We start from the raw sequence: 25,494 nt of genomic DNA on the forward strand, positions 1-25,494 counted from the left end.
CTTCTCATTCCTTTATCAGTACAGCATCATTATTCTCCTGCTGTTATCATAAAGACAATCGAAATCCGGCATATATTACATATAAAAATAAAAATGTCTGTAAAAAGAATTACAGACACTTATTGTTTAAAAAACTAATTATATAAAGTTTACTTGGTAAACTTTAATGGATATTTTACATTTTTAAAATCATCAATACTTGCTTTCAGAGATCCTACAGCCAGTTCTGCTTTCAACAGCATGGGGATGTGATTAGCATCATTGGAAACCCACATCGTTACTCCTTCTTTTTCTTTAAATACCCTTCCGCTTTTTACAGACGGAATAATTTTAAGACAGTTGATGGTCCCGAATTTTGTTTTCAGATTTTCTGTTCCGGTAACTTTGAGCTGGAACGGAAACATTTCGTCATCAATCCATACATTCATATTAATTACCGTTCCCACTTTTAATTCGTCCGGTGACTTGCTTCGTAAATAATAAAAAGAGGAAAGCATATCCTGAACTCCTTTTACTGATTTTATAACCTTTGAACCATTGGCAGGCTCTTTTTTATCAGTTAGTATCAATGTATTATTAGCATGATTAAAGGCCGTTTCAAAGTGCTGGCGGTAGCTGCCTTCACGTACATTTCTTACATAAAAGCTTGGCAGCCCTGTTTCTGTATTGATGAAACTTTCGTATAAATCTTCCACCTTAAAAAACGCTTTTACAGCTCCGGTCGTTTTTCCGGTCCCCTTTACATAGAGATGAGGAATGTTTTTGTAGCTGGTTTTCTGGGTGGTAAGGTTAGCACTACCGGCATTCAGAAAGCCATAATGGATTCTGAAAGTAATAGATTCACCGTCTGCTATATTGTTAAGCTGGGCAGAACCCAAAACAAATATAAATACAGCAAAAAGATTTAAGATTTTCTTCATAGTTATGTCATTTACAAAAATATTGCCAAATTTAATATCGTAAAAGATAGATATTTGACAAATCTCAGGTTTTTATTTAGAATCAATTAAATATGCTTCGCATTAAAATTAGTAAATTTGCAGTTACAAGTATAATTAAATTATCTAAACATTATGATAACCACTGATATATTGATCATAGGTGCAGGACCTACAGGACTTTTTGCAGTTTTTGAAGCTGGTTTATTAAAAATGAAGTGCCATATTATTGATGCGCTTCCTCAACCGGGAGGGCAATTGGCAGAACTTTATCCTAAGAAGCCTATTTTCGATATTCCGGGGTATCCTTCAGTGAATGCTGGTGAATTGGTGGATAATCTGATGGAGCAGATCAAACAGTTTCAGCCTGGTTTTACGTTGGGAGAAACGGCTGTTTCTTATACAAAGGTTGATGATGAATTGTTTGAGGTGGTTACAAACAAAGGGACTGTTCACAGATGTAAGGCTATTGCTATTGCAGGTGGATTGGGAACTTTTGAGCCTAGAAAACCTACTTTTGAAAATATTGCTGATTATGAGGAAAAAGGACTTGAATATTTCGTTAAAGAACCTGAACACTTCAGAAATAAGAAAGTTGTCATTGCCGGTGGTGGAGATTCTGCTCTTGACTGGAGTATTTTCCTTTCTAATGTAGCCAGTGAAGTTACTTTGATCCACCGAAGAAATGAGTTCAGAGGAGCTTTGGATTCTGTAGAAAAAGTACAGGATTTAAAGAACCAGGGGAAAATCAAATTAATTACTCCTGCTGAAGTTATCGGTATTAAAGGTGACGGAAAAGTAGAAGGGATCACAGTACAAAAAGATGGTGAGGAAGCTTACGATCTTGAAACAGATTATTTTATTCCATTATTCGGGTTAACTCCAAAATTGGGTGAGATCGGAAACTGGGGATTACATATTGAGAAAAATGCAATCGTTGTTAATAACGCTCTTGATTACCAAACGAATATTGAAGGTATTTATGCTATCGGAGATATCAATACCTATCCTGGAAAACTGAAGTTAATTCTTTGTGGGTTCCATGAAGCTACATTGATGTGTCAAAGTGTTTACAACAGATTAAATCCAGGTAAAAAATTCGTGTTGAAATATACAACGGTAAGTGGAGTAGACGGATTTGACGGAAGCCGTAAAGAAGCAGAGAAGGCTGTTGTGAAAAAAATTGACTAATTTTGCAGAATTATGTCAGATGTTAATATTAAAATCACCGATAGAGAAGGTGTAAGCCACGATGTTATTGCTCCTACGGATATGTCCATGAATCTAATGGAAATTATCCGTTCGTATGAATTGGCTGAAGAAGGGACTATTGGTGTATGTGGTGGAATGGCGATGTGTGCTTCCTGCCAGGTATATGTAATAAATGATCCGGGCTTAGAGCCAATGGGAGATGAAGAAGATGCTATGCTGGCTGAAGCTTTCCATGTGAAAGACAATAGCAGATTAGGATGTCAGTTACATATTGCAGATGCAATGGAAGGACTTGAAGTGGAAATTGCCCCTTATCCTTAGAAAATATTTTTTAATCTTAATAAAACCCCGCCCGAATGACTTCGGACGGGGTTTGTTTTTATCAGTTATTTACTTTTTATTTCTTAGCCGGCTGAAATTTCGGATGTCCTACCTGCCATAATGCAAAGGCAAAAATGTCAGCATATTCTTTGAAGACTACATCCAGGTCACTTGTGAAATGACCATTCTCATAATTGATATACAATAAAACGGGCTTCTCAGATGCTGTACTGTTTTGTAGCACTGCCGCCAATTTTGCAGGCTCCCAAGGGGTGATTCTGGAATCATTCATTCCGGTACGGATAATTACAGCGGGATATTTTACTCCTTTTTTAACCTTGCTTTGCACATCCATTTCGAGAAGTGGCTTGATATCTTCAGCTTCTTTTAAACTTCCGACTTCCGGAATCTGGTTGGCACCATTGGCTGAGTTTTGAGAGCGAAGAACATTCGTCATTCCTACTTCAGCGATAGCAACAGCAAATAAATCTGGTCTTTCCGTAATGGCTCTTCCGATTAGAACACCTCCCATACTGGCTCCGTTACCAATTAATTTTGAAGGAGAAGTATATTTTTGGTCAACAAGATATTCTGAACAGGCAATGAAATCTTTCCACGTATTAGGTTTTTTAGCTTTCATTCCGTCTGTATGCCAGTTTTCACCTTTTTCTCCACCTCCTCTCACATGGGCAATAGCAATGACTACACCTTGTTCCAGCAGTACAGACAGTTTGTTAGAGAAACGTGGAGTATAAGAGATCCCATAGCCACCATATCCGGTGATATAAGCAGGTGTGCTGCCATCCATTTTCATGTTTTTGGGATAGATAATGGAAAGAGGAACCATAGTGCCATCGTGGCTTTTTACTTCCACTTCTTTTATTTCATATGATGCATTGTAATCCGGGTAATTGCTATCGCCATTAAAGTATTTACTTTTTATAACTTTCCCGTTCTGAGGGCTATATTCGTAGAAAGTATTGGGACTAAGCCAGCTGCTGTTATTGCACTGTAAATTGTCGTTTTCACGGGAGTTAAGAGAGCTGGAGCTATTAATTCCAACAGGTAATGGTACCTTTTTTATAGCCAGTGTTTTAAGATCAATCTGATATTTATCCTGAGTAATGCCATTGTTTAAAGCATAGAATAAATAATTTTTAGAATTGTGTATGGACTGGATTGTGGTATTGGCTTCAGGAACAATAATTTTGGCATTATCAAAGTCAGGGTTTGACAGGCTTGTAAGTCCTATTTTGTAATTCGGTGCGTTTTTATGGCTAAGGAAAAATAATTGATCCCCTTTAATAAAGGTTTGAACAATATCGTCTGAAGCTTTTACAATCTGTTTCCATGTGATTTTTTTATCCTTTAAGGCAGAGTAAGGGGTATAGAACTGGGGACTTTCCAATTTGGTAGAGCCTATATTAAGTAAGATGTATTGGTAATCTTCAGAAAACTCAACCATTGGGAACTGTTCTGTCAGCATATTGGTTTCAGGATTGGCTTCCCTTGATGCCAGTACTATATCCTGATCAGAAGGAGTTCCAATTTTGTGCAGCATTGCTTTCATTTCTTTCAGGAGCATATTGCTGTTGGGATCTCCGGTACTCATCTTGGTATAAATAATAGACTGGGCATCCGGGGTAAACTCAAAGTTAAATTCACTCCAGATAGGGCTGAGCGTGTCGTCAAGTACCTTTTTTGTCTGTAGGTTGAGAATCTTAAGCTCACAAATTTCACCGCCGGATTGGGAGAATAGCAATGCTATTTTATTACCCTTGGAATCTATTGTAAAATTAGTGATCTGGGCATTCTTTTTATACGTTTCGGGATCAAAGATCAATGTTTCTTTTCCTGTAGAAATATCCCGGGTATACAGCTTGGAGAGTTTCTCATTCTTTTTTGTTTTAATATAGAAATAAGAATTTCCCCTTTGCTTCGCATAGCCGTAAGAGTCACCGCCCATTTCCTGAACCTGCTTCATACGGTTATACAGGGCATCACGATTGGGGATTTTATCAATAATAGTATGGCTGTAGTCTGACTCGGCCTTAAACCAAGTTTTTACTTCAGGACTTTTAAGGTCTTCCAGCCATTGGTAATTGTCTGTAATCTTTGTTCCAAAATAATCATCCGTTACAGGTCTTTCCGGAGTTTTTGGGTAATTATATTGGGCAAAACCGATCTGGCTTACCAATAGACAGCCTGTTAGAAATATATTTTTCATGGTTTTATTTCTTTTGATAGTGATAAAATTTTAATTACAAAAATACTAAACTATGTCTAAGAAATGGTGATAGATATATAAAAAGAAGAAATATTTTTAGAGTATTCCTTCTTTTTATAATTAAACTTCCTCTTTAGAAATCCATTTTCCAACCGTAGGAGGCTGGTAATTTTCCATTTTTTCCAGCAGGTCATCAATCGTATTACTGATCAGAAGCATATCTTTGTTAACCTGTTTTAAAAAGCCTTTATTGACCATATTTTGAACCAATTTGATCAGATCATCATAAAAATCATCAATATTCAAAATACCAATGGGCTTTTTGTGAAGCCCGAGCTGTGCCCAGGTAATCATCTCGAAAAATTCTTCCAACGTTCCATAGCCACCGGGAAGGACAATAACCCCATCGCAAAGCTCATTCATTTTAGTTTTTCTTTCGTGCATGGTTTCCACCAGAATAAGCTCAGTTAAGTTCTTATGAGCAATTTCCTTGGATTTCAAAAATTGAGGAAGAACCCCTGTTACTTTTCCGTTTTCACTTAAAGTACCATTGGCTATTGATCCCATTAAACCTGTTTCCGAACCGCCATAAATCAATTGGATATTTTTCTTGGCTAAGGTTTGCCCAAGTAAAAAAGCCTGTTCTTCATAAATTTTATCTGACCCGAAACTTGAGCCACAGAAAACTGTTATACTTTTCATACTTAAATGCTTTTTTATAAAATTAAAAATATCCAAAATCAAGCGACTTTGGATATTCAATATAGTTATTTTACTATTTTATTTTTGTGGAATATTAGCTAGAATATCCTTCAAGAAGCTCCAGAATTTCTGAGCAGAAGGAATATTAGCCTTTTCATCTGGAGAGTGTGCTCCTCTGATGGTTGGCCCGAAGCTTACCATTTCCATATCAGGATAGTTGGCTCCGATAATACCACATTCCAACCCTGCATGACAAGCTACTACATGAGGTTTCTCACTGAATTTTTCTGTGTAGATTTTCTCCATGAGCTTTACGATCTCTGATCCCGGTTTTGGTTTCCATCCCGGATAAGAACCGCTGAATACAACATCCATTCCAGCTAGCTCTGCTACAGATTTTAATTGCTCTGCTACAGAATATTTAGAAGAATCTACAGAAGATCTTGTCAGGTTTAAGATTTTAAGTTCACCCCCTTTTAATTCAACTCTTGCTACATTATTAGACGCTTCTACAAGATCTGCAACATCCGGGCTCATTCTGTAGACCCCGTTATGCAGCGACTTCAGTGTAAGAATTACTTTTTTGGAATCAGCTTCAGAAATAGCTTTGTCAGATGAGGTAGAAATTTCAATATTAATCTGAATTCCAGGTTCCACTGTTGCGAATTCTTCTAAGATATCTTTTTTTAGTAAGGTTGTTTCTTCTATAAATTCCTGAGCATTTCTTACCGCAATAATGGCAACACCTTCTCTTGGAATAGCATTTCTCAATCCACCGCTGTCGATAGAGATCAATTCAATATTTTGTTTCTCTAAACCGCTGTAAAGAAGTCTTCCCAGAATAATATTTGAATTTCCGAATCCTTTGTGGATATCCATTCCGGAGTGTCCTCCCTGTAATCCTTTTACTTCAATTCTTACTGTTTGCCCTTTTGGAGCTTCTGTGGCATAGTTTTGAGTAATGGTAACATCTACACCTCCTGCACAGCCTATGTCGATCTCATCATCTTCTTCCGTATCAAGGTTCAGTAAAATTTCCCCTTGTAACTGGCCCGGCTTTAATCCTATAGCTCCGGTCATTCCTGTTTCTTCATCAATAGTGAATAAAGCTTCCAAAGCAGGGTGTGGGATATCTGAACTTTCAAGAATAGACATAATTGTAGCTACCCCCAAACCGTTATCAGCTCCTAAAGTTGTTCCTTTTGCTTTTACCCAGTCACCATCAATTTCCATTTTGATACCTTCTGTTTCAAAATCAAAATTGACATCATTATTCTTTTGACAAACCATATCCAGATGTGATTGCAACACAATAGATTTACGGTTTTCCATTCCTGCAGTAGCCGGTTTCTTGATAATTACGTTTCCTACTTCATCTACAGTAGTTTCCAGTCCAAGGTCTTCACCAAATCCTTTGATGAAAGCAATTACTTTTTCTTCTTTTTTTGATGGTCTTGGAACTGCATTTAATTTGGAAAAGTTTTTCCAGATTATCTGCGGTTCTATATTAGATAATGCCATTGAAATTTATTTTTCTCAAATTTACGAAATTAAAAATGCTTCCGTAGGATACAGAAGCATTTTTTATGAATTGTAAATGAGCCAAAACCCAATTTGTGAACCTGCCTTTTACCCTTTTTGTTGTATTAGCATCCACATTCTCCGTAGATAGGTGTTGTGAAAACCGTTCCGTCCGGTTTTTCAATCGTCAGCGTGCCTTCAAATAGTAAAGCTTCTTCGCCTTTTATTTTTTTACCTTTTACAGAGACCTTATAATCATCATTTTCTATTTCTTTGGTCAGTTCTTCATCCACTTCCATATCGCTTGAAGAGATCAGATTCATAGCCAGCCTTTTACCGTCAAGCTTCATATAAGCGGTTTTTCCGGCATCATCAGCATAGATATATTTTTCAGCTTCAAAATCAGCTTTGTTAATGGCAAAATAACATGAACATTCTTTAATTTCTTTTGGAAAAGATATATTTCCAACCAGGATTTTTCCTGAAGATGTATCTGTTGCAGCAGAATCTTTCACAATCCTTAAGGAATCGGCTGGAGGAGGTCCTGAGACAGTTTCTTTATCCTTTTTACAGGCTACTAGCAGAAACGCAGAGAAAAAAATGATTAGGTATTTCATTGGTTTGTGGTTTTATATTCTTAACCTCTTGCTCTTTCCAAAAGGGTCATCATCAATAATGAAAGGATTACTAAACTTTCTTCCTCATCATCAATGTCAATTAATCTGTCCAGCTGAAACCTTCTTCCAAAAAATGAAGGCATTTTCTTCAATTTAAAATAGGCTTTCCCATCCATACCTGTTACGGTGTAAGACGGATTAAGGAAATAACCGGTAAACATTCCGATAATAGGAAGTTCGCCAACAAAGCTATCCCAGAATCTTACCCATGCACTGTCTTCCTGCACTTTAAATTTGGGCTGATCATTAGCATCCAGAACATCATAACTTGCTTTCCATATAGAACGCATTCCTTTTCTTGCCAATCTGCCGAAGTTTTTATTGTCAATAAGGTCATTTAAAGAATAAGAAGCATTGAAATCAATCCATTTATTAGCTCTGATTCTGAAAAGTTCCTTAGACTTAGTCTCATCATTGAAAACAACAACATCTTCTTTCAGTTTAAACATTTTCTGACGTACGTACGCTACATAATTTCCATTTTTGTCAGTAATGTTGAAGTCACTTGCTAATGTAGTGATTTTGAATTTGAAATCCAGTGGATAATTTAAGTTATTAAGTACCATGTTAGTGTATTTTTTTCATATTAGGCCGCAAATATAGAGGTTTTTTTAGAGTTATAAGGTATGGAAGGAGTTATGTTTTGATGTAGAATGTAAATAGGGTTGGGGGGATGGCGTGGAAATTGAGAGTCAGGAGCCAGGTGTTAAGAGTTAAGAGTCAAGAGTCAAGAGTTAAGAGTCAAGAATAAAGACCTCAGATGTAAATAAAAAGAATTTTTGAATATCAAATATTAATTATACATTATAAAAAATAATCAACAGCAAAGGATATTGGCTATTCTCTGATCTTTCTATTCCATTTTCTACCCCGCGGAACCTGAATTTAGTCATCTATAATTCATAATTATTACGGATAAATTATCACCTTTCCTCAACTATAATCCTTATTTTTGTAACTATGGATTACCCAAGTAAAGTGCTGGCAAAGGCGGTTGATGAGATTTCCGGTTTACCCGGGATCGGCAGAAAGACAGCCTTAAGATTGGCATTACATTTATTGAAGCAGCCGAACTCAAGAGCCGTGAGCCTTGGGAATTCGCTGATTAATCTTGTTAATGAAATTAAGTACTGCAAGGAGTGTCATAATTTTTCTGATTTTGATATCTGTGAGATTTGCAGCAATGAAAAGAGAAACGGCGAATTGATCTGTATTGTTGAAGATGTAAGAGACGTGATAGCCATTGAAAATACGGGGAAATATACAGGAAAGTATCTGATTCTGGGAGGAAAAATTTCTCCAATGGAAGGAGTAGGTCCTAACCAGCTGAATATTCCAAGTATTGAAAGAAAATTAAATGAAGCTAAGGTTAAGGAATTTATTTTTGCCCTGAGTGCCACCATGGAAGGAGATACCACTGCTTATTATATTTACAAAAAATTCAAAAGTTTTAATGTGAATTTTTCAAGTATTGCAAGAGGAATTTCAGTAGGAGATGAATTGGAATATGCCGACGAAATTTCATTGGGGAGATCTATTATCAACAGGTTACCGTACAACGAAAAGGATTAATATGAAGCTGTCTGTTATTATTGTTAATTACAATGTTACCCAATTACTCAGAAGCTGTCTTTTGTCTATTCAAAAGTATATAAAAGACGTAGATTTTGAGGTTATTGTTATGGATAATGCTTCTACAGATACCTCGTGGAAAGACCTTATTCCGGAATTTCCAATGGTCAGTTTTATTTCCTCAGAGATTAACGGAGGATTCTCCAAAGCAAATAATCAGGCGATCAATGTAGCGAAAGGAGAATATGTCTTGCTTCTGAATCCTGATACAGAACTGGAAGGCTTTTATATGAGAGAGCTGTTGGATTTTGCAGATTCTAAATCTGATTTCGGATGCCTTGGGGTACGTATGCACGATGCTCAGGGAGATTTTCTGCCTGAAAGTAAACGTTCGGTACCGGATATGTTCAATTCTTTCGAAAAACTGTTTGTTAATTTTAAGAAAAATAATTCAAAATCCTATTACAGAAGTGATATTGAGGAGTATGCCGTTGCAGAAGTGGAAGTCATAACGGGTGCCTTTTTATTGATTAAGAGGGAAGTGTACCAAAAGATTGGCGGACTGGATGAGGCTTACTTTATGTATGGGGAGGATATAGACCTTTGCTATACATTGTTGAGAAATAAGTATGTAAACTATTATTACGGAAAGGCTTCAATCCTTCATCATAAAGGTGAAAGTACGATTAAAGATGACGTATATCTGAAAAGGTTTTATGGTGCCATGCAGATTTTCATAGATAAATATTATAAAGAAGAAAAACCTGTACAGTATTCATTCTTAAAGGCAGGATTGAAACTCCGGCACCAGATTGAAAAGATCAAGCTAAAATAAAAAAGCAACTCAAATTGAGTTGCTTTTGTTTTATCTAAAGTATTACTTTCTTATTTAGCCGGGGTTACAGGAGCCTGAACCGGAGCTGTCGTTGTTGTAGAAGAAGCTGGAGCTGATTGCTTAGCCGGAGCTTCCTTTTTTACAGGTTGTTGTGCGGGAGCCACTTGTGACGGTTTACCGGTAATCACAACACTTAAAAGAATAAGAACAATGATTGTTCCGCCTAGAGTCCATGTAGCTTTTTCCATGAAATCATTGGTTCTTTGTACTCCGAACTGTGCAGATGATGCACCTCCGAATGTACTGGAAAGGCCTCCTCCTTTAGGATTTTGAGCCATAACAACAATCACCAATAAAACACTGGCAATCATAATAAGAACCATCAATAGTGTAAATATAGTATCCATTAATTCTGATATCTTTTTGAATGGGCAAATTTAACCTTTTTTTACTGAACAACAAAAAAAGATGACAGTAAATATGAATCAAGTGCAAAAGTTTAGAGATCAGATCATGTTTTTAAGCTTAAAATTTAGGATTGAAATAAAGAAACAGGGAAGTTATCATACATTTTATGCTGTTTTAGAAGCGCTTGCTTATTATTCTCTTTTGAATATAAATTCAGGTAAAAATAAAAACGGCAGCAAAGCAGCCGCCGTTTTATTGATACATTTATATTGATACGTTAAAAATTCTATTTAAAATCAGAATCCTTTGCCTGATTAAGTACATAGGACTGTACAGTCATATTGATTTCCATTCCTCCCATATTCTGGATGATTGTAAATGGAAACTTTACTCCTGAAACATCTTTATAGTCTGCAAAACTGGTTGGGATAGCACCCCCTTCTCCCATTTTTATTTCTCCTGTTTTTAAGCCTGTTTTTACACTGTAATAATAGGTTTGTTTGGCTCCTTTTATAACGTAGGAATCTTCATTGTTATATTTTTCAATTCCTGCTAATTTAAAATCAGAGGATTTTGCAAAAGTCAGTTCCGGAAAAAGCTCCGGTTCTGTCATGGTAGCTTTCTGTTTGTCATTTAAAGGAGTTTTTTGTCCCTGTGTTTCTGCATATCCGTCTTTACCGTCAAAAACAATTTTCTGAATGGTATTGCCCATCATTTTCATGTCCATAGCCATTTTTCCGCCCTTGGCCTGGATAAGCTTCATGCTCATGTCCATTCCCTGAAGCTTGGTAGTGGCATCAGCTGTAATGGAAGTTACTTTCTGAACTGCTGCCAAACCTCCGATTGCATTGATGTATTTATCTGCTACAGAAGCAATAGTCACACTGGTATCTACTTTTTGTGCCGCAGGTTTTGCTACAGGGTTCGCTTCTTTATCGAAGTATTTTACAGGATAGCCTAATTTTTCCAGCCCTTCAGAAATATCCGATGCTTTACCGGCAATGAAAATTCTGCTTTGGTTGGGAAGAATTGTTGTTTTTACAGCATTGGAAACATCTGCAACGGTTACTTTATCAATAGATTTTAAATAATTGGTATAAAAATCTGAAGGAAGGTTCTGAACTTTTTGGTTTACGGCAAATCTTGCAATTGTTTCAGGCTTTTCCAGAGACAAGATGAATGAGCCTTTCAGCTTTGCTTTGGCATTTTCCAGTTCTTCAGGCTTTACGGTAGAAATGGCATTAAGCTCATTCATTAATTCTTTTACAGCTTTATCTGTCACCTCATTTCTTACGCTGGTTTCAGCTGAAAATTCCGGAGAATATTTGCTGGCAGTCATGCTGGAGTAAGCTCCATAGGTAAACCCGTTTTTCTCTCTAAGGTTCATGAAAAGTCTGGCTTCACCACCACCACCTAAAATATAGTTGGCTATGGTAGCAGGGAAGTAATTAGGATCTTTCATTTTAAGACTGTTCAGGTTGCTTACCGATAGTACAGACTGTACTGCGGAAGGAACATCCACCACATTTACTTCTGTTTTGGAAAGGTTGGAAGCCGGCTCTAAGGCTGCAAATTGAGTATTCGATTTTTTCCAGTTTCCAAAAGCCTTTTCAATCAAAGGTTTCACCTGATCAAATTTTACATCTCCTACAATCACTAAATACGCATTATCCGGAGTGTAATATTTGTTGTAAATATTTTGTACATCTGCAAGCTGGATCTTGTTGATAGATTCTACCGTTTCAAACTCTCCTCTTGAAGTATTTTTTCCATACGTCAGTGCGTTGGATACTTTTGCTGCAATAGAAGATGCGTTTTTTTCATCAGCTTTTAAGCCTTCAATAATTCTCTCCTTTGCATTTTGAATTTCCTGGGCAGAGAATTTTGGATTAACAATTGCATCAGCCATAAGTCCCAATACTTCCGGAAAATATTTTGAAAGCGAGTTGGAAGCTGCTCCCGTAGAGCTAAAGTTGATATTAGCACCCAGAAAGTCCACTTTTTTGTTAAACTCATCCTTACTTAGATTCGTGGTTCCATTGTCAAGCTGCTCTGCCATAAGTTGGCTTACACCAGCTATATTTCCTTCATAATAAGGAGGCCTGTCCATAGAGAGAGTTGTATTAACTCTTGGGAGTTTGTTGTTTTCAACCACCATTACGGTAAGCCCGTTGCTTAGCTGGAAGGTTTTTGGTTGGGCAATATTGATGGCAGGGGTAGCCCCTGGTTTTGGCATTGCATTAATATCAATTTTTTGTGCAGAAAGCATTCCTGCAAATAAAAATGCCGCTGCTATATAGGTAAATTGCTTTTTCATGGGTAAATTATTTTTTCTCAGGAACGTAGTTGATAATGATTCTTTGATTGGAATTCAGATATTTTTTAGCTGCATTTTGAAGATCTTGTTTGCTGATAGATCTGTAAATGTCTATTTCCTTATTGATAAGATTGGTATTTCCCATCAATACATGATTGGTAGCTAAAGATGCAGCTATTCCCTGAATGCTTGAGTTCTGGTTGACAAACTGATTTTCAAACTGATTCTGAAGCTTTTGATAATCTTCATCAGAAATTAAAGTCGTCTGAAGCTTTTTAATCTCTGCATCAATATCAGCCTGTAAAGTCTGTTTGGTAGTCTGCCCCATCGGAATAGCAAAGAATGCGAAAATACTGTAATCTTCAAGTCCCTGGTTAAAAGCAGCTACCTGAAGAGCTTTTTTATCCTGATCTACTAATTTTTTGTATAAAACAGATGATTTTCCACTGCTTAAATAAGAAGAAAGCATATCTAATACATAAGCATCTTTTTCTTTGTTGGCCGGTGTTCTGTATGCAAAAACATAGGCCGGAAGCTGGATGTTGGGATCAGTTGCTGTCACTTCTTTTTCCTGAGTGATAGGAGCATCTTTAGGGAAATCTTTTGGATAAAGAGTTCCTTTGGAAATACCTCCGTAATATTCCTGAATCCATTTTTTTGTTTGTTCAGGTTTGATGTCTCCCGCCACCACTAATGTAGCATTGTTGGGGACATAGTATTTTTTATAAAATGCCTGGAATTCTTCAAGCTTTGCCGCATTAAGATCATCCATAGAACCAATAGTAGGCCAGTTGTAGGGGTGATTGGTAAAAAGGTTCTTCTGAATAGTCGGGAAAAGATTTCCATAGGGCTGGTTATCCATTCTCATTCTTTTTTCCTCTTTTACCACCTCTCTCTGGGTATCTACTCCAATTTGATTGATCACTGAAGCACGCATTCTTTCTGATTCCATCCAAAGACCTAACTGTTCGTTGTTGGAAGGGAAGGTTTCGTAGTAATACGTTCTGTCGTTGGTTGTATTGGCATTGTTCTGTCCTCCGTTTGAAGAAACGATCTTAAACCATTCACCTCTTTTGATGTTGGGAGTTCCTTCAAATAAAAGGTGTTCAAAGAAGTGTGCAAAACCGGTTCTGCCCTTCACTTCATCCTTTGCTCCTACGTGATACATAACCCCTGTAGTAACTACCGGCGCAGAATTATCCTGGTGAAGAATTACATGAAGACCGTTCGGAAGATCATACTCTTCGAATTTGATTTGCTGAGCATTCAGTATCATTCCGAAGAAAGCTACGGCAGCAGCAGAGAGAAATCGCTTTTTCATAAAGTTAGAAATTGTTTTATCAATTAGTAGGAAAAGTGAATTAAATGTTACAGAAGGAGGGGTAAAAGTGAAAAAGTATAAGTAAATTATGCATAGTTAATTCGTTTACCTTGATTACTGATGTGCAGTGCTCTCTCAGATCTCTGCGTCTCAAGTCTCTTAATCTCAAAATCTCTTGTCTCAAGGCCTCTTATCCCTACTCCGGATCTTATAATTTCTAACTTCTCCAATCAAAGTTTGAATTCTCCTCCGAATACATTAATTTTGTACTCCCAAATTTTTTTTGCAGTATGGATTATCTGAAAGGACTCAATGAATCACAATATGAAGCCGTTACCTCTTTACAAGGCCCTCTGATGGTGCTTGCGGGAGCCGGTTCCGGGAAAACACGTGTACTTACTATGCGTATTGCCCATTTAATTAATAATGGAGTGGACCCTTTCAATATCCTGGCTCTTACCTTTACCAACAAAGCGGCACGCGAGATGAAAGACCGTATTGCAAAGGTGGTGGGCGACAGTAATGCAAGAAGCCTTTGGATGGGAACTTTTCACTCGGTTTTTGCAAGAATTTTAAGAATAGAGGCGCATTACCTTGGGTATCCTTCCAACTTCACTATTTATGATCAGCAGGATGCTTTGAACGTCATCAAAAAGGTTTTGAAGGATATGAATATCGATGCTGATCTTTATAAACCTAAGAAAGTTCAGGCAAGAATCTCTACCTATAAAAATAACCTGATTACGGTAAAAGCCTATTTCAATAATCCGGAACTGATGGAAGCGGATGAAAAGGCCAATATGAAATTTATCGGACAGATCTATCAGAGATATGTGGATGCATGCTATAGAAACGGAGCTATGGATTTTGATGATCTGCTTTTAAAAACCAATGAATTATTAACCCGTTTTCCGGAGATTCTTGCGAAATATCAGGATAGATTCAGATATATTTTGGTAGATGAGTACCAGGATACCAACCATTCTCAGTATCTTATTGTAAAAGCACTGGCTTCAAAATTTGAGAATATCTGTGTGGTGGGAGATGATGCTCAGTCTATTTATTCTTTCCGTGGTGCCAATATTTATAATATCCTAAACTTTAAAAAAGATTATCCGGATGCGGTAACGGTTTCCCTGGAACAGAATTACCGTTCAACCCAAACGATTGTAAATGCTGCCAATGTAGTGATTGCAAAAAACCTTCAGCAGTTTAAGAAAAATGTTTTCAGTGATAATGAAGAAGGGGATAAGATCAAAATTTATCGCTCACTTTCTGACGCTGATGAAGCCAATTTTGTGGCCGGAAATATTTGGGAACTTCGGAACCGTGACCAGAGAAAATACAGCGATTTTGCTATTTTATACAGAACAAACTCCCAGACAAGAGCATTTGAAGATGCTTTGAGACGTAAAAATATTCCCTATAAAGTATATGGTGGTCTTTCTTTCTACCAAAGGAAAGAAGTGAAAGACCTTATCGGATACCTGCGTCTTTTGGTCAATGAAAATGACTCTGAAGCGCTGATGAGAATTATCAATTATCCGGCAAGAGGTATAGGAGAAACAACACAGAATAAACTGATTGTCTTTGCAGATGCTCAAAATGTTTCTGTTTCAAAAGTATTGGATAACCTTCCGATGTATGCTCCTCAACTGGGGTTAAATAACGGTGTTTTAAACAAGCTGAATGACTTCTGGTCTATGATCAAAGCATTTCAGGTGTTATTGAAAACCGAAACTGCTTATAGTGTAGCTATGGAAGTAGCGAAGCGAAGCGGCTTAATTAAATTCTTAAAAGATGATCAGACTCCGGAAGGAATTTCCAGGGTAGAAAACGTTCAGGAATTAATGAACTCAATGCAGGGATTCATTGAAGAGCAGATGCAGCTTGAGGATGGAGACCCAAGTCTTCCTAATTTCCTTGAAAATATTGCTCTTTCTGCAGATACACAGGATAAAAACCTGGGTGATGATATGGTTTCTTTAATGACCATTCATCTTTCAAAAGGACTTGAGTTCCCGGTAGTTCATCTGGTGGGGCTTGAAGAAAACCTTTTCCCAAGCTTTATGAGTTCTGCCACCCGCGAGGATCTGGAAGAAGAGAGACGACTATTTTATGTAGCGCTGACAAGAGCTGAAAAACAGGTGTTTTTCTCTTATGCGGTTTCCCGTTTTCAATGGGGTAAAATTACAGATGCAGAGCCTTCGAGGTTTTTGAGTGAGATAGATGAAGAATTTATCGAGTTCATTAATCCGGCGATGGAAAAAAGATTTATTAATAATTCCGGGGTGAGATCCAATATTTTTGATGAACACCCTTCAGAGCAAAAGACTTTCAAAAAAGTTGAGAAAAAGACAATTGCCAAAGGAGATCAGTCACAGCCGGAGCCGGAAGTAAGAAAGCTGAAACCTGTAAGTACCGCTAAAATTATCAATCCGAGTGGGGCTTCTTCTCAGGATATTGAAGTAGGAGATAAAGTGAGACATGACCGTTTCGGAATCGGACAGGTGACTTTCTTAGATGGAACAGATCCTCAGAATATCAAGGCCAAAGTTGTTTTTATCCATGAAGGAGAGAAAAACCTGATTCTGAAATATGCTAAACTAACTAAGATTTAGAAGCCATAGTAATATCGATACAGAAAAACAGATTCAATTTTGAGTCTGTTTTTTTTTGTTAATATAAGGCTTTATTCAGTAGAAATGGGCTTTAGCCCATTTACAAAAAATGATTTTCCAATGGCTTTAGCCCAAGCTTAAGAATGGCAACGTACACAAGATAATTATACCGGCTTATGTTTGGACTAAAAGCCTATCCCTATCGAATGTCACTTTTTTTATTAAAATCACTTGAAATTTATCTAACTTTAATAAGGGATAGAAAGAAACGATAATTATTTTTTATAAAAACAAAGTCTATAAATTTTGTAGACTAATGAATATATTTTACATTTGTACCCTGTAAAAACATAAATGCTCAATCAAATTCTAAACTATATGAAAAATAAAAAAACTATTTTTTCTGCTTCTGTTTTATTTTTTCTGGGAACCTATGCTTATGGCCAGGAAAAAGACAGTATAAAAGTACATAAAGACACCATACAAACGAATAATGTAGAAGAGGTTGTAATTTTAGGTTCACGTGCCGGAGCAAGATCAAAGGTAGACAGCCCGGTTCCTATAGATGTATTCAATATCAAAGAATCTTCTGCTATTCTTCCACAATCCGGAATAGGGCAGATTTTGAACGCACTGGCTCCTTCTTTTACTTCTACTATTCAAACCAATTCGGATGGGACAGATCACCTGGATCCGGCCCAGTTGAGAGGATTAGGACCGGATCAGGTATTGGTATTGGTTAATGGAAAAAGAAGACATACTTCAGCCTTAGTTAATGTAAACGGAACACCCGGAAGAGGAACAGTGGGAACAGATTTGAACGCTATTCCGGCCTTTGCCCTCAACAGAATTGAAGTTTTGAGAGATGGTGCTGCTGCCCAGTATGGCTCAGATGCTATTGCCGGAGTTATCAATCTGGAGCTTAAAAAAGATACCGGAAAGTTAACAGGTCAGTTGAGCTACGGAGGAAATTTGACTCCTACAGCCAATGACCATACCGGAAATTTTGACGGTCAGAATGTTCAGGTGGATTTGAATTACGGTAATAAAATAGGAACAAAAGGTGGTTTTTTTAATATTACCTGGTCTTCTCAGTTCAGAGAACCTACTTCAAGGGCCGGTGCAGAAAGCGGAGCTATTTATAATGCCTATAATGCCATTGAGCAGCGTGCCTTAAATAATGGGGTTAACCTCTCTTCTCTTTTTAATAATATCAATAGCACCCCGAATTCACAACAGATTATCAACTCTATTCATCAGTATGCTCAGGGGGTAAACTACTTTACTGCCGATCAGCAGGCTGCAATTCAGGGAGCATCTACCATCCAGGATATAAAAGACGGAAACGGAAATGTTATTCAGAAAGGACTTCAGTCTTTATTGAATTTTGATGTTACCGACCAGGAACTGGCTTACAGAGGACTTACAAGAAAGGATTTCAATATGCAGGTAGGACAGTCTAAGCTGAACAATCATCAGCTTTTTGTCAATATGGAAGTTCCCATCAATGATAACTGGAAAGTATATTCTTTCGGGGGATATAGCTTAAGACATGGTACTTCCGGAGGGTTTTACAGAAAACCTAATCAAAGCAGAACATTTACAGGGCTATCTGCTAACGGTTATCTGCCTCAGATTGGAACAGATATCCAGGATATTTCACTGGCTGCAGGGATCAAAGGGAAGTGGGATGGCTGGAATATTGATTTCAGTAATACTTTCGGACAGAATTCATTTACTTATACCATTCAGAATACGGGAAATACGTCTTTACGCTTTGCATCACCCAATGAATTTAAGGCCGGAGGATTGAAGTTTTCACAAAATACCCTTAATCTGGATTTTTCAAAAAAATATGATGTCTGGGAAGGAATTAATGTTGCATTTGGAGCAGAGCACCGGTATGAAAATTTTAAAATAACAGCAGGGGAGGAAGCTTCCTATGCTACATATGATACTTCAGGAAATGTATGGACGGGAAATTCTCAAAGGCCTACGGACTTCTTTGGAGCTGCGCTTCCCGGAGGCTCACAGGTATTTAGCGGATTTAAACCGGCCAATGCAGTAGATAAAAACAGACAGTCTGTAGCCGCTTATGCAGATGTGGAATTTAATTTTACCAATTGGTTATTGGTGGATGCAGCTGCGCGATATGAAAACTATTCGGATTTCGGATCTACTTTTAATTATAAACTGGCTTCAAGAATAAAGGTGGCCCCTAATTTCAATGTAAGGCTTGCCGGGTCTACAGGATTCAGAGCACCTTCTATTCACCAGATTTATTATAATGTAACCTCTACTTTATTTACAAACAATCAACTGCTGGAAGTAGGAACTTTCAGTAATGATTCGGCGGTAGCAGGATTATTGGAAATCCCAAAACTGAAACAGGAAACCTCAAAATCTGCAAGTGTCGGATTTACCTATAAAATTCCATCTGCTAACTTGACATTTACAGCAGACGGATACTTTACGAGAATAGACAACAGAATTATTCTTACAGACCAGTTTTTAAGAGCAGATGTACCTGCCGCAGCACAAAAAGTCTATGATGAGTTAGGTATTAACGGAGCTCAGCTTTTTACCAATGCTATTGATACGGAAACCAAAGGGGTGGATGTGGTTATTTCGCATAATGTCAGATTTTCAGGATTAAAACTGGATAACAGCTTTGCAGTCAATCTTAGCCAAACTAAACAGGTAGGAGACATCCATTCATCAGGACTTCTACAGTCTCCAAAGCTTGAAAAAGTGTATTTCTCAGAAAAATCCAGAGTATATCTGGAAGAAGCTGTACCGAGAGTAAAAGCCAGTCTTTCTCATACCCTTTCATGGAAAAATGCGAGCTTCTATCTTAGAAATACGTATTTCGGAAAAGTAACGGGAGCAGATATTATTGATGCCAACGGAGACGGAATTATCGGATTCAATGAGCATCAGCAGATTGGAGACAAAATTATTACGGACCTTTCTCTGGCATATCAGTTTACCAAAAACATTGGACTGACCCTCGGCGTAAACAATTTGTTTGATATTTATCCTACTAAAAACCTTCCTGCGTCTACTAATAATGACCAGTTTATTTATTCACGTTCTACTTCTCAGTTTGGGCAGAACGGGAGATATGTTTTTACAAGACTTAATTTTAATTTTTAATGGTTATAAAAATTTGAAGGAAGACTGTTCTGAAAATGAACAGTCTTTTTTATGGCTGAAAACATACGGAATTACTTCCATGTTTTTAATTCATAAGCTGCTTCCCAGAAATGATATTCCATTCTGGAGGCGGTTATAAAAGCTTCTGTCATTTTTTTTCGTGTTTCCTCAGTGGTTTTTTCTGCTATTATATCACAAATGGAAATAGCCTGGTCTACGGCAGCAGAAAATTCTTCTCCGGAATAGGTGGCAATCCATTGTCCATAAGGATTATTGACGGTAGTATGGTTTTGATAAATATAATTTCCAACCTCTCTGTAAATCCAGAAACAAGGAAGTACAGCGGCAATGGCAATTTCTACAGATTCTAAAGCTGCAGTGCTTCTCAAAAAATGGATGTAATGATGGCAGGCAGGCTGTAAAACACCTTTATCAGTAAGTCCGAAATCCTTAAAATAAGATTCGTGCAGTGCATTTTCCACTACAATAGCATTTTCAGCAAACCGCATATAAGCAAGAACATCCTGGAGATCCGGAATTTTTGCAGCAATCAGGGAAAGGGTCCTGCCGAAATGTTCAAGGTATAATGAATCCTGAGCCATATAAAAACGGAACTTTTCCTGAGGTAAGGAACCCTCTGACAATTCTTTGATAAAGGGCATGCTAAGAATAGACTGGTAATATTCTGCTATTGTCTGCCAGGTTTGTTCAGACCATTTCATTTTTGATGAGTTTTTGAGGATTAAAAAAGTGATTAAGAGGACCGTTTCCATGTCCTGTCTGTACATCTATGCCATTTTTTATAGCCTCATAAACATACTTCTGGCCTAAAGAAACAGAATCATATAAGCTTTTTCCCTGAGCCAGATAAGCAGCTATGGCAGATGAAAGCGTACAGCCGGAACCATGGGTATTATTGGTATTGAGCTTCAGCGTTTCAAAACTGTGGTATTGCCCATGTTCATCATAAAGTAAGGAAGTAATGGATGAGGTTTCCTGATGGCCACCTTTGAGAAGTATGCTCTTACAGCCTAATTGTTTTATTTTTTCACCTGCAGCGTATAAATCTTCCAGCGTTTCGACTTTCATGCCGGCTAAAATTGCTGCTTCATCCATATTGGGGGTAACGAGGTCAGCAATAGGAAATAGTTCTTCTGTGATCGCTGTGATGGTTTTCTCCTCAATAAGCCTGTGGCCGCTGGTAGCAACCATCACCGGGTCAAATACAATGGGGATTCTTTTATACTGTGATAATGTAGAAACAATAGTCTCAACCAATTGTGGAGTATGAACCATCCCTATTTTAATGGCATCGGGAAAAATATCATCCAGAATTGCTTTGATCTGATCAGCTACTGCTTCCACAGGAACAGGATATATAGTCCTTACTCCCTGCGTGTTTTGTACAGGCAGGGCCGTTAATACTGAGGTGGAAAAGCATCCTAGAGCAGAAGCTGTTTTGATATCTGCCTGAATACCTGCGCCACCACTTCCGTCAAAACCTGCAATGGTCAATACGGATGGGTATTTGTATTTTTTCATTTTAAAATTTCATTTTTTAATTCATATGCTGCCTTTTGAGGATCTGCAGCACCACATATTGCGGAAACTACTGCAAGGCAGTCTGCTCCCGCGTTGAGAACTTCCTTTGCATTTCCAAGATGTATACTGCCTATGGCGACCAGAGGTTTTTCTGTAAGCTGCCGGATTTTTGCAACACCTTCAAGCCCCCATTCTGTAATGGTATCTGTTTTGGTATTTGTTTTAAATACAGGGCTTATACCAAGATAATCAGAAACCAACGTCTGTTTATTTTCAAGCTGAGCCAGGTGTTCAATAGAATATCCAATGATTTTATTTTGGATAGAAGGCTGTTGTCTTAAAAAGGTAGGGGCAGTATCGTTGTTCCCAACATGAATACCTGCTGAATTTACTTTTTCAGCAACTTCTAAATGATCATTAATAATAAGGGGAATACCATACTTTTCTGTAATTTCGATAAGCTTTCCGGCTTTTTGAAGAAACAGGGCGGTACTGTCGTTTTTTTCTCTGAGCTGGATAATGTCCACTCCGCCCAGAATGGCTTGTTCGGCAACTTCCAGAAAGTTTTTTCCAATGCAATCGGCTTCAGAAATCACCAGATACAGCTGATAGGGAAAAGGATGTAGGCTCATTTTTGTTCTATCTTTAGGTTTTGGATGAATTCTTCTTCTGTCATATTGTACAGTTTATCAATCAGGTTAACCTGAAGACTTCCGGGGCCTTTACTTTGCTGAGCAGCCAGTTCTCCAGCAATGCCTATTAATGCCATTGCTGCTGCAACACCCAGTGTTTTATCTTCCACACTGCCTATAAACGCACCTGTTAATGCTGTAGCAGAACACCCAAGACCTGTTACTTTAGTCATAAGTGGATGCCCGTTTTTAATAAAAAAACTTTGTTGCGGACCTATAATAATATCCGTCTCACCGGAAACACAGACTATTGAATGGCAGCGCTGCATCAGTATTTGGGCAGCATGAACCGCTTCATTACTTTGTGCAGTACTGTCTGCCCCTTTAGTAACAGTGGTATTAGCTTGGGCCAGTGCAATAATCTCTGAAGCATTTCCTCTGATAACAGTAGGCTGAAATTGTAAGAGTTGTTGTAAAACCTGATCACGGAAAGAGGTTGCTCCCGCACCTACAGGGTCCAAAACCCAGGGTTTATCTGCTGAATGCGCTGTTTCAGCGGCCAGAAGCATAGACTCTGACCAGTATTCATCTAAAGTACCTATATTGATCACCACCGAATGGGCAATACCAATCATTTCTTTGATTTCAGATCGGGCATGTGCCATAATGGGAGAGGCTCCAACAGCCAAAAGGGCATTGGCTGTATTGTTCATGACTACATAATTGGTGATGTTGTGAACCAGGGGAGATTTTTGTTTTACAAGCTGAACTTGCTGCCAAAGTATTTTTTCCATTGTTATCATTAAAATAAAAATAGCTTTAGGAAAAAATCCAAAACAAAAACCACATGAGTAGATCAAGTAATTTTGCTTTTCCCTACGTCGGTGTAAGCCGTATCAGGTTCAAAGGGACTCTCTCAATTCTTTTTCAGAATACCCCTAAAGCAAAACAAATGTATAAAAATTATCACACCGGGCAAAAAACCTTCCCCGTAATTTTATCTTTCCACAAGTTCCTTTACCTGTTCTCCATAAAAATCTGTTTTCGTTGTATTGATTTTTAAGAGCTCATACCATTTTATAAAAGCTCCGATAAAAACAATAAGCATCAGTACCATAGCTGTTACCGCTAAAGCAGCCAATAAATACTGTTCTTTTGGAATATAAATGGTAGCAACCTGAATATAGCCGGCCCAGAAAGTAATTCCGGCCATAAAAACACCGGGAATAGCCGAGCATAAAGCATATTTTCCTCTGTTCATCCTGATAAGCATAGTGGTGCAGACAATCAATCCGCAGGCGGCAAGTAATTGATTGCTGATTCCGAATAGTGGCCAGATACTGCTTACATTTCCTGTGTATACCAGATATCCCCATGCAAAAGTGAAAAGAAGACTGCTGATGATAATTCCGGGAACCCAGTTTTTATCATTGAATTTTGGAATCACAGAACCCAGCATTTCCTGTAAAAAGAAACGCCCTACTCTTGTTCCGGCATCAATGGCTGTCAGGATAAATACGGCTTCAAACATAATGGCAAAATTATACCAGTATGCGGTTAGTTGATCCATATAAGGGATCTTATTGAAGATGTGAGCCATTCCTACGGCAAGTGATACGGCCCCGCCGGTTCTGCCATGAAGATCAATACCAATCTTTTGTGAATAATAATCAATATCTACTCCATGTAAGGCAGGATGTGCTGCAAGAAAAGCGTCATATGATTCTTTTGGAGTGTTGATGGCAAAATAATCTCCCGGCATTAATGTACATGCAGCAATGAGAGCCATTAAGGCCACAAAACCCTCTACAAGCATGGCACCATAGCCTACAAAGAGAATTTCCCTTTCTTTATTAAGCATCTTGGGAGTTGTTCCCGTAGCAATTACGGCATGAAAACCCGAAATAGCACCACAGGCAATCACAATAAAAATAAATGGAAGTACGGGGCCGCCAATGACAGGGCCTCCTCCGTTTACAAAGGCGGTAAGTGCCGGCATCTGTACTGTAGGATGAATGACAATGACTCCTATAGCCAGCATAATGATCGTTCCTATTTTTAAATATGTAGAAAGATAATCGCGGGGAACCAATAATAACCAAACCGGTAATACAGAAGCTAAAAAACCATATAAAGGAATAGCTATGGAGATGGTTTTGATATCCCACGAAAATAAATTATTCATAGTGGGATTCTGCATCAGGCTGTGTCCACCAATAATTCCGGCAATTAAAAGAATACCGCCTAAAATACTGGCAAAAAGAACGCTGTTCTTTTTATAACGCATGATAAGCCCCATAATAACCGCAATAGGCATGGTGATGACCACTGTAAACAAAGACCAGGAAGCTTCATGCATAGCATTGATGCATGCCAGGGATAAACCTGCCAGGGTCAGGATCAATATAAATAAGATGGCAAATCCCGCTACGGTACCGGTTGCTTTACCGATTTCTTTGGATGCTATGGTTGCAAGACTTTGTCCTTTATGTCTTACAGAAGCGAATAATACCACCATATCATGTACACCACCTCCCAATACACAGCCAATTAAGATCCATAAGGCACCGGGCAAATAGCCAAACTGTGCAGCCAGAACAGGGCCTACCAGAGGGCCTGCAGCAGCAATAGCCGCAAAGTGATGCCCGAAAAGCACATTTTTATTCGTAGCGACATAATCTTTTCCGTCTGCAAACTCAACAGCCGGGGTCGTATGCTGGTCATTAAGACGAAGCACTTTGTTGGCGATAAAGATGCCATAAACACGGTAAGCTATAGCAAAAATTAGAACTGATGCAAATATGAGCGTAAGCGCATTTATATTGTTCAGGAAATTCATATCATTTTGTTTTTTTTTAGTGAATAATTAAATCTGAATCCTATTTTATTATTAATAATTCAAATATCAGCCAAGTTAATTATTTTAAGTATAAAAAGTAATGATATGTATACTAATTTAGCAAATTTACTGTTTTGCAATTTTTTATTTAATTTATAGTATTGATTGTCAATTTGTATGTGTCTGTGTTACTTGCTTCATATATATTATTTTTTCTGAGAAATGATGAAATCTACCATCTGATCTGTCATCTTATCAAGAGTGGATTTATCTGTAGTGGAAAAACTGTGAACGCCATTATCAATGATAATTAAGGATGTTTCTACTTTTGCCCTTTTGAGTTTTCTATATAGCTTTTTAGACTGGCTCAGAGGGACGATTTTATCTTTATTTCCCTGAACGATTAAGGTAGGAACACCGTTTTCAGCATAAGTGACAGGAGAAATAGTTTTTAAATAATCTATGGCTCTATCCTGATCTTTTTTAATATCATATCCTGAAAGACCTTTTACCAGATTTTGCTGCAGAATGATCTGTGTTAAAAAACAAATTATTTAACAAAAATCTTCTCTGTATTTCTCTTTTTTCTTTCCGATGGCAAAGGCTTGTTTTAAAAGTTTGTTGGCAAGAGCAATCTTTGCCACTCTTTCTGC

Annotated in this window: 22 protein-coding genes and 1 riboswitch; of the genes, 7 read left to right on the forward strand and 15 right to left on the reverse strand. The window is 37.7% G+C overall.

What is annotated here, in order from left to right:
- Positions 1–149: 149 nt before the first annotated feature.
- Positions 150–920, reverse strand: coding sequence for a DUF3108 domain-containing protein (locus LQV47_RS16795; RefSeq protein WP_230038873.1), 771 nt, complete (start codon positions 918–920; stop codon positions 150–152).
- 153 nt (positions 921–1,073) lie between these two features.
- On the opposite strand from LQV47_RS16795, the gene LQV47_RS16800 reads away from it, so the two are divergent.
- Together LQV47_RS16800 and LQV47_RS16805 are read left to right on the forward strand one after the other, a co-directional pair.
- A complete protein-coding gene (locus tag LQV47_RS16800; RefSeq protein ID WP_230038875.1) occupies positions 1,074–2,129 on the forward strand; it encodes an NAD(P)/FAD-dependent oxidoreductase in 1,056 nt (351 codons plus the stop codon).
- 12 nt (positions 2,130–2,141) lie between these two features.
- The gene (locus LQV47_RS16805; protein WP_230038877.1) at positions 2,142–2,471 is read left to right on the forward strand and encodes a 2Fe-2S iron-sulfur cluster-binding protein; all 330 of its coding nucleotides are present in this window, start codon (positions 2,142–2,144) and stop codon (positions 2,469–2,471) included.
- A 76-nt stretch (positions 2,472–2,547) separates the two neighbouring features.
- On the opposite strand, the gene LQV47_RS16810 is transcribed toward LQV47_RS16805, so the two are convergent.
- The 5 genes from LQV47_RS16810 to LQV47_RS16830 all read right to left on the reverse strand — a co-directional run bounded on the left by LQV47_RS16810 (position 2,548) and on the right by LQV47_RS16830 (position 8,164).
- Complete coding sequence (locus tag LQV47_RS16810) at positions 2,548–4,698, reverse strand: prolyl oligopeptidase family serine peptidase (protein ID WP_230038879.1); 2,151 nt, start codon at positions 4,696–4,698, stop codon at positions 2,548–2,550.
- Between the two features lie 120 nt (positions 4,699–4,818).
- Positions 4,819–5,400, reverse strand: a complete 582-nt coding sequence (locus tag LQV47_RS16815) for a TIGR00730 family Rossman fold protein (RefSeq protein ID WP_230038881.1) — start codon at positions 5,398–5,400, stop codon at positions 4,819–4,821.
- A 78-nt stretch (positions 5,401–5,478) separates the two neighbouring features.
- Positions 5,479–6,921, reverse strand: a complete 1,443-nt coding sequence (locus tag LQV47_RS16820) for an aminoacyl-histidine dipeptidase (RefSeq protein ID WP_230038883.1) — start codon at positions 6,919–6,921, stop codon at positions 5,479–5,481.
- 125 nt (positions 6,922–7,046) lie between these two features.
- A complete protein-coding gene (locus LQV47_RS16825) occupies positions 7,047–7,538 on the reverse strand; it encodes a hypothetical protein (protein ID WP_230038885.1) in 492 nt (163 codons plus the stop codon).
- A gap of 20 nt (positions 7,539–7,558) precedes the next feature.
- Complete coding sequence (locus LQV47_RS16830) at positions 7,559–8,164, reverse strand: hypothetical protein (RefSeq protein WP_230038887.1); 606 nt, start codon at positions 8,162–8,164, stop codon at positions 7,559–7,561.
- A 394-nt stretch (positions 8,165–8,558) separates the two neighbouring features.
- Between LQV47_RS16830 and recR the strand changes: the two genes are divergently transcribed.
- Positions 8,559–9,170, forward strand: coding sequence for a recombination mediator RecR (gene recR / locus LQV47_RS16835; protein WP_209804522.1), 612 nt, complete (start codon positions 8,559–8,561; stop codon positions 9,168–9,170).
- Positions 9,166–10,005 (forward strand): glycosyltransferase family 2 protein, encoded by an 840-nt coding sequence (locus tag LQV47_RS16840; RefSeq protein ID WP_230038917.1) that lies wholly within the window; start codon positions 9,166–9,168, stop codon positions 10,003–10,005. Before recR ends, LQV47_RS16840 begins: the two co-directional genes overlap by 5 nt.
- A gap of 50 nt (positions 10,006–10,055) precedes the next feature.
- Here LQV47_RS16840 and secG read toward each other — a convergent pair whose 3' ends face one another.
- A complete protein-coding gene (gene secG, locus LQV47_RS16845; protein ID WP_230038889.1) occupies positions 10,056–10,412 on the reverse strand; it encodes a preprotein translocase subunit SecG in 357 nt (118 codons plus the stop codon).
- 61 nt (positions 10,413–10,473) lie between these two features.
- Here secG and LQV47_RS16850 point away from each other — a divergent pair, with 61 nt between their 5' ends.
- Positions 10,474–10,686, forward strand: coding sequence for a hypothetical protein (locus LQV47_RS16850; protein ID WP_230038891.1), 213 nt, complete (start codon positions 10,474–10,476; stop codon positions 10,684–10,686).
- A 13-nt stretch (positions 10,687–10,699) separates the two neighbouring features.
- Here the strand turns inward: LQV47_RS16850 and LQV47_RS16855 are convergent, their stop codons facing one another.
- Both LQV47_RS16855 and LQV47_RS16860 read right to left on the reverse strand, forming a co-directional pair.
- Entirely contained in the window at positions 10,700–12,730 is a 2,031-nt protein-coding gene (locus tag LQV47_RS16855) for a pitrilysin family protein (RefSeq protein ID WP_230038893.1), read from the reverse strand.
- Positions 12,731–12,737: 7 nt separating this feature from the next.
- Positions 12,738–14,051, reverse strand: coding sequence for a pitrilysin family protein (locus LQV47_RS16860; protein WP_230038895.1), 1,314 nt, complete (start codon positions 14,049–14,051; stop codon positions 12,738–12,740).
- 290 nt (positions 14,052–14,341) lie between these two features.
- Here LQV47_RS16860 and LQV47_RS16865 point away from each other — a divergent pair, with 290 nt between their 5' ends.
- A complete protein-coding gene (locus LQV47_RS16865; RefSeq protein ID WP_230038897.1) occupies positions 14,342–16,672 on the forward strand; it encodes a UvrD-helicase domain-containing protein in 2,331 nt (776 codons plus the stop codon).
- Positions 16,673–17,050: 378 nt separating this feature from the next.
- Positions 17,051–19,828, forward strand: a complete 2,778-nt coding sequence (locus tag LQV47_RS16870) for a TonB-dependent receptor (protein WP_230038899.1) — start codon at positions 17,051–17,053, stop codon at positions 19,826–19,828.
- Between the two features lie 71 nt (positions 19,829–19,899).
- Here LQV47_RS16870 and tenA read toward each other — a convergent pair whose 3' ends face one another.
- From tenA to LQV47_RS16900, 6 genes are all read right to left on the reverse strand, one after another.
- Positions 19,900–20,550, reverse strand: a complete 651-nt coding sequence (gene tenA, locus LQV47_RS16875; RefSeq protein WP_230038901.1) for a thiaminase II — start codon at positions 20,548–20,550, stop codon at positions 19,900–19,902.
- Positions 20,537–21,370, reverse strand: coding sequence for a bifunctional hydroxymethylpyrimidine kinase/phosphomethylpyrimidine kinase (thiD, locus tag LQV47_RS16880; RefSeq protein ID WP_230038903.1), 834 nt, complete (start codon positions 21,368–21,370; stop codon positions 20,537–20,539). Before thiD ends, tenA begins: the two co-directional genes overlap by 14 nt.
- Positions 21,367–22,002 carry a thiamine phosphate synthase gene (gene thiE / locus LQV47_RS16885; protein WP_230038905.1) on the reverse strand — a complete coding sequence of 212 codons (636 nt, stop codon included), beginning with the start codon at positions 22,000–22,002 and terminating at the stop codon, positions 21,367–21,369. The genes thiD and thiE overlap by 4 nt, the downstream gene beginning before the upstream one ends.
- Positions 21,999–22,796 carry a hydroxyethylthiazole kinase gene (gene thiM, locus LQV47_RS16890; RefSeq protein WP_230038907.1) on the reverse strand — a complete coding sequence of 266 codons (798 nt, stop codon included), beginning with the start codon at positions 22,794–22,796 and terminating at the stop codon, positions 21,999–22,001. The genes thiE and thiM overlap by 4 nt, the downstream gene beginning before the upstream one ends.
- A gap of 62 nt (positions 22,797–22,858) precedes the next feature.
- Positions 22,859–22,952, reverse strand: a riboswitch (TPP riboswitch).
- 47 nt (positions 22,953–22,999) lie between these two features.
- Positions 23,000–24,841, reverse strand: coding sequence for a carbon starvation protein A (locus LQV47_RS16895; RefSeq protein WP_230038909.1), 1,842 nt, complete (start codon positions 24,839–24,841; stop codon positions 23,000–23,002).
- 206 nt (positions 24,842–25,047) lie between these two features.
- Positions 25,048–25,395: a prolyl oligopeptidase family serine peptidase gene (locus LQV47_RS16900; protein WP_354961118.1), complete on the reverse strand. Its 348-nt coding sequence runs from the start codon at positions 25,393–25,395 to the stop codon at positions 25,048–25,050.
- Positions 25,396–25,494 lie beyond the last annotated feature (99 nt).

The sequence above is a fragment of the Chryseobacterium sp. Bi04 genome (genome assembly GCF_918698085.1).
Lineage (GTDB): Bacteria > Bacteroidota > Bacteroidia > Flavobacteriales > Weeksellaceae > Chryseobacterium.

Coding starts and splice junctions, on each gene's coding strand:
- LQV47_RS16795 (WP_230038873.1), bottom strand. CDS start 920: ATGAAGAAAATCTTAAATCTTTTTGCTGTATTTATATTTGTTTTGGGT.
- LQV47_RS16800 (WP_230038875.1), top strand. CDS start 1,074: ATGATAACCACTGATATATTGATCATAGGTGCAGGACCTACAGGACTT.
- LQV47_RS16805 (WP_230038877.1), top strand. CDS start 2,142: ATGTCAGATGTTAATATTAAAATCACCGATAGAGAAGGTGTAAGCCAC.
- LQV47_RS16810 (WP_230038879.1), bottom strand. CDS start 4,698: ATGAAAAATATATTTCTAACAGGCTGTCTATTGGTAAGCCAGATCGGT.
- LQV47_RS16815 (WP_230038881.1), bottom strand. CDS start 5,400: ATGAAAAGTATAACAGTTTTCTGTGGCTCAAGTTTCGGGTCAGATAAA.
- LQV47_RS16820 (WP_230038883.1), bottom strand. CDS start 6,921: ATGGCATTATCTAATATAGAACCGCAGATAATCTGGAAAAACTTTTCC.
- LQV47_RS16825 (WP_230038885.1), bottom strand. CDS start 7,538: ATGAAATACCTAATCATTTTTTTCTCTGCGTTTCTGCTAGTAGCCTGT.
- LQV47_RS16830 (WP_230038887.1), bottom strand. CDS start 8,164: ATGGTACTTAATAACTTAAATTATCCACTGGATTTCAAATTCAAAATC.
- recR (WP_209804522.1), top strand. CDS start 8,559: ATGGATTACCCAAGTAAAGTGCTGGCAAAGGCGGTTGATGAGATTTCC.
- secG (WP_230038889.1), bottom strand. CDS start 10,412: ATGGATACTATATTTACACTATTGATGGTTCTTATTATGATTGCCAGT.
- LQV47_RS16850 (WP_230038891.1), top strand. CDS start 10,474: ATGACAGTAAATATGAATCAAGTGCAAAAGTTTAGAGATCAGATCATG.
- LQV47_RS16855 (WP_230038893.1), bottom strand. CDS start 12,730: ATGAAAAAGCAATTTACCTATATAGCAGCGGCATTTTTATTTGCAGGA.
- LQV47_RS16860 (WP_230038895.1), bottom strand. CDS start 14,051: ATGAAAAAGCGATTTCTCTCTGCTGCTGCCGTAGCTTTCTTCGGAATG.
- LQV47_RS16865 (WP_230038897.1), top strand. CDS start 14,342: ATGGATTATCTGAAAGGACTCAATGAATCACAATATGAAGCCGTTACC.
- LQV47_RS16870 (WP_230038899.1), top strand. CDS start 17,051: ATGAAAAATAAAAAAACTATTTTTTCTGCTTCTGTTTTATTTTTTCTG.
- tenA (WP_230038901.1), bottom strand. CDS start 20,550: ATGAAATGGTCTGAACAAACCTGGCAGACAATAGCAGAATATTACCAG.
- thiD (WP_230038903.1), bottom strand. CDS start 21,370: ATGAAAAAATACAAATACCCATCCGTATTGACCATTGCAGGTTTTGAC.
- thiE (WP_230038905.1), bottom strand. CDS start 22,002: ATGAGCCTACATCCTTTTCCCTATCAGCTGTATCTGGTGATTTCTGAA.
- thiM (WP_230038907.1), bottom strand. CDS start 22,796: ATGGAAAAAATACTTTGGCAGCAAGTTCAGCTTGTAAAACAAAAATCT.
- LQV47_RS16895 (WP_230038909.1), bottom strand. CDS start 24,841: ATGAATTTCCTGAACAATATAAATGCGCTTACGCTCATATTTGCATCA.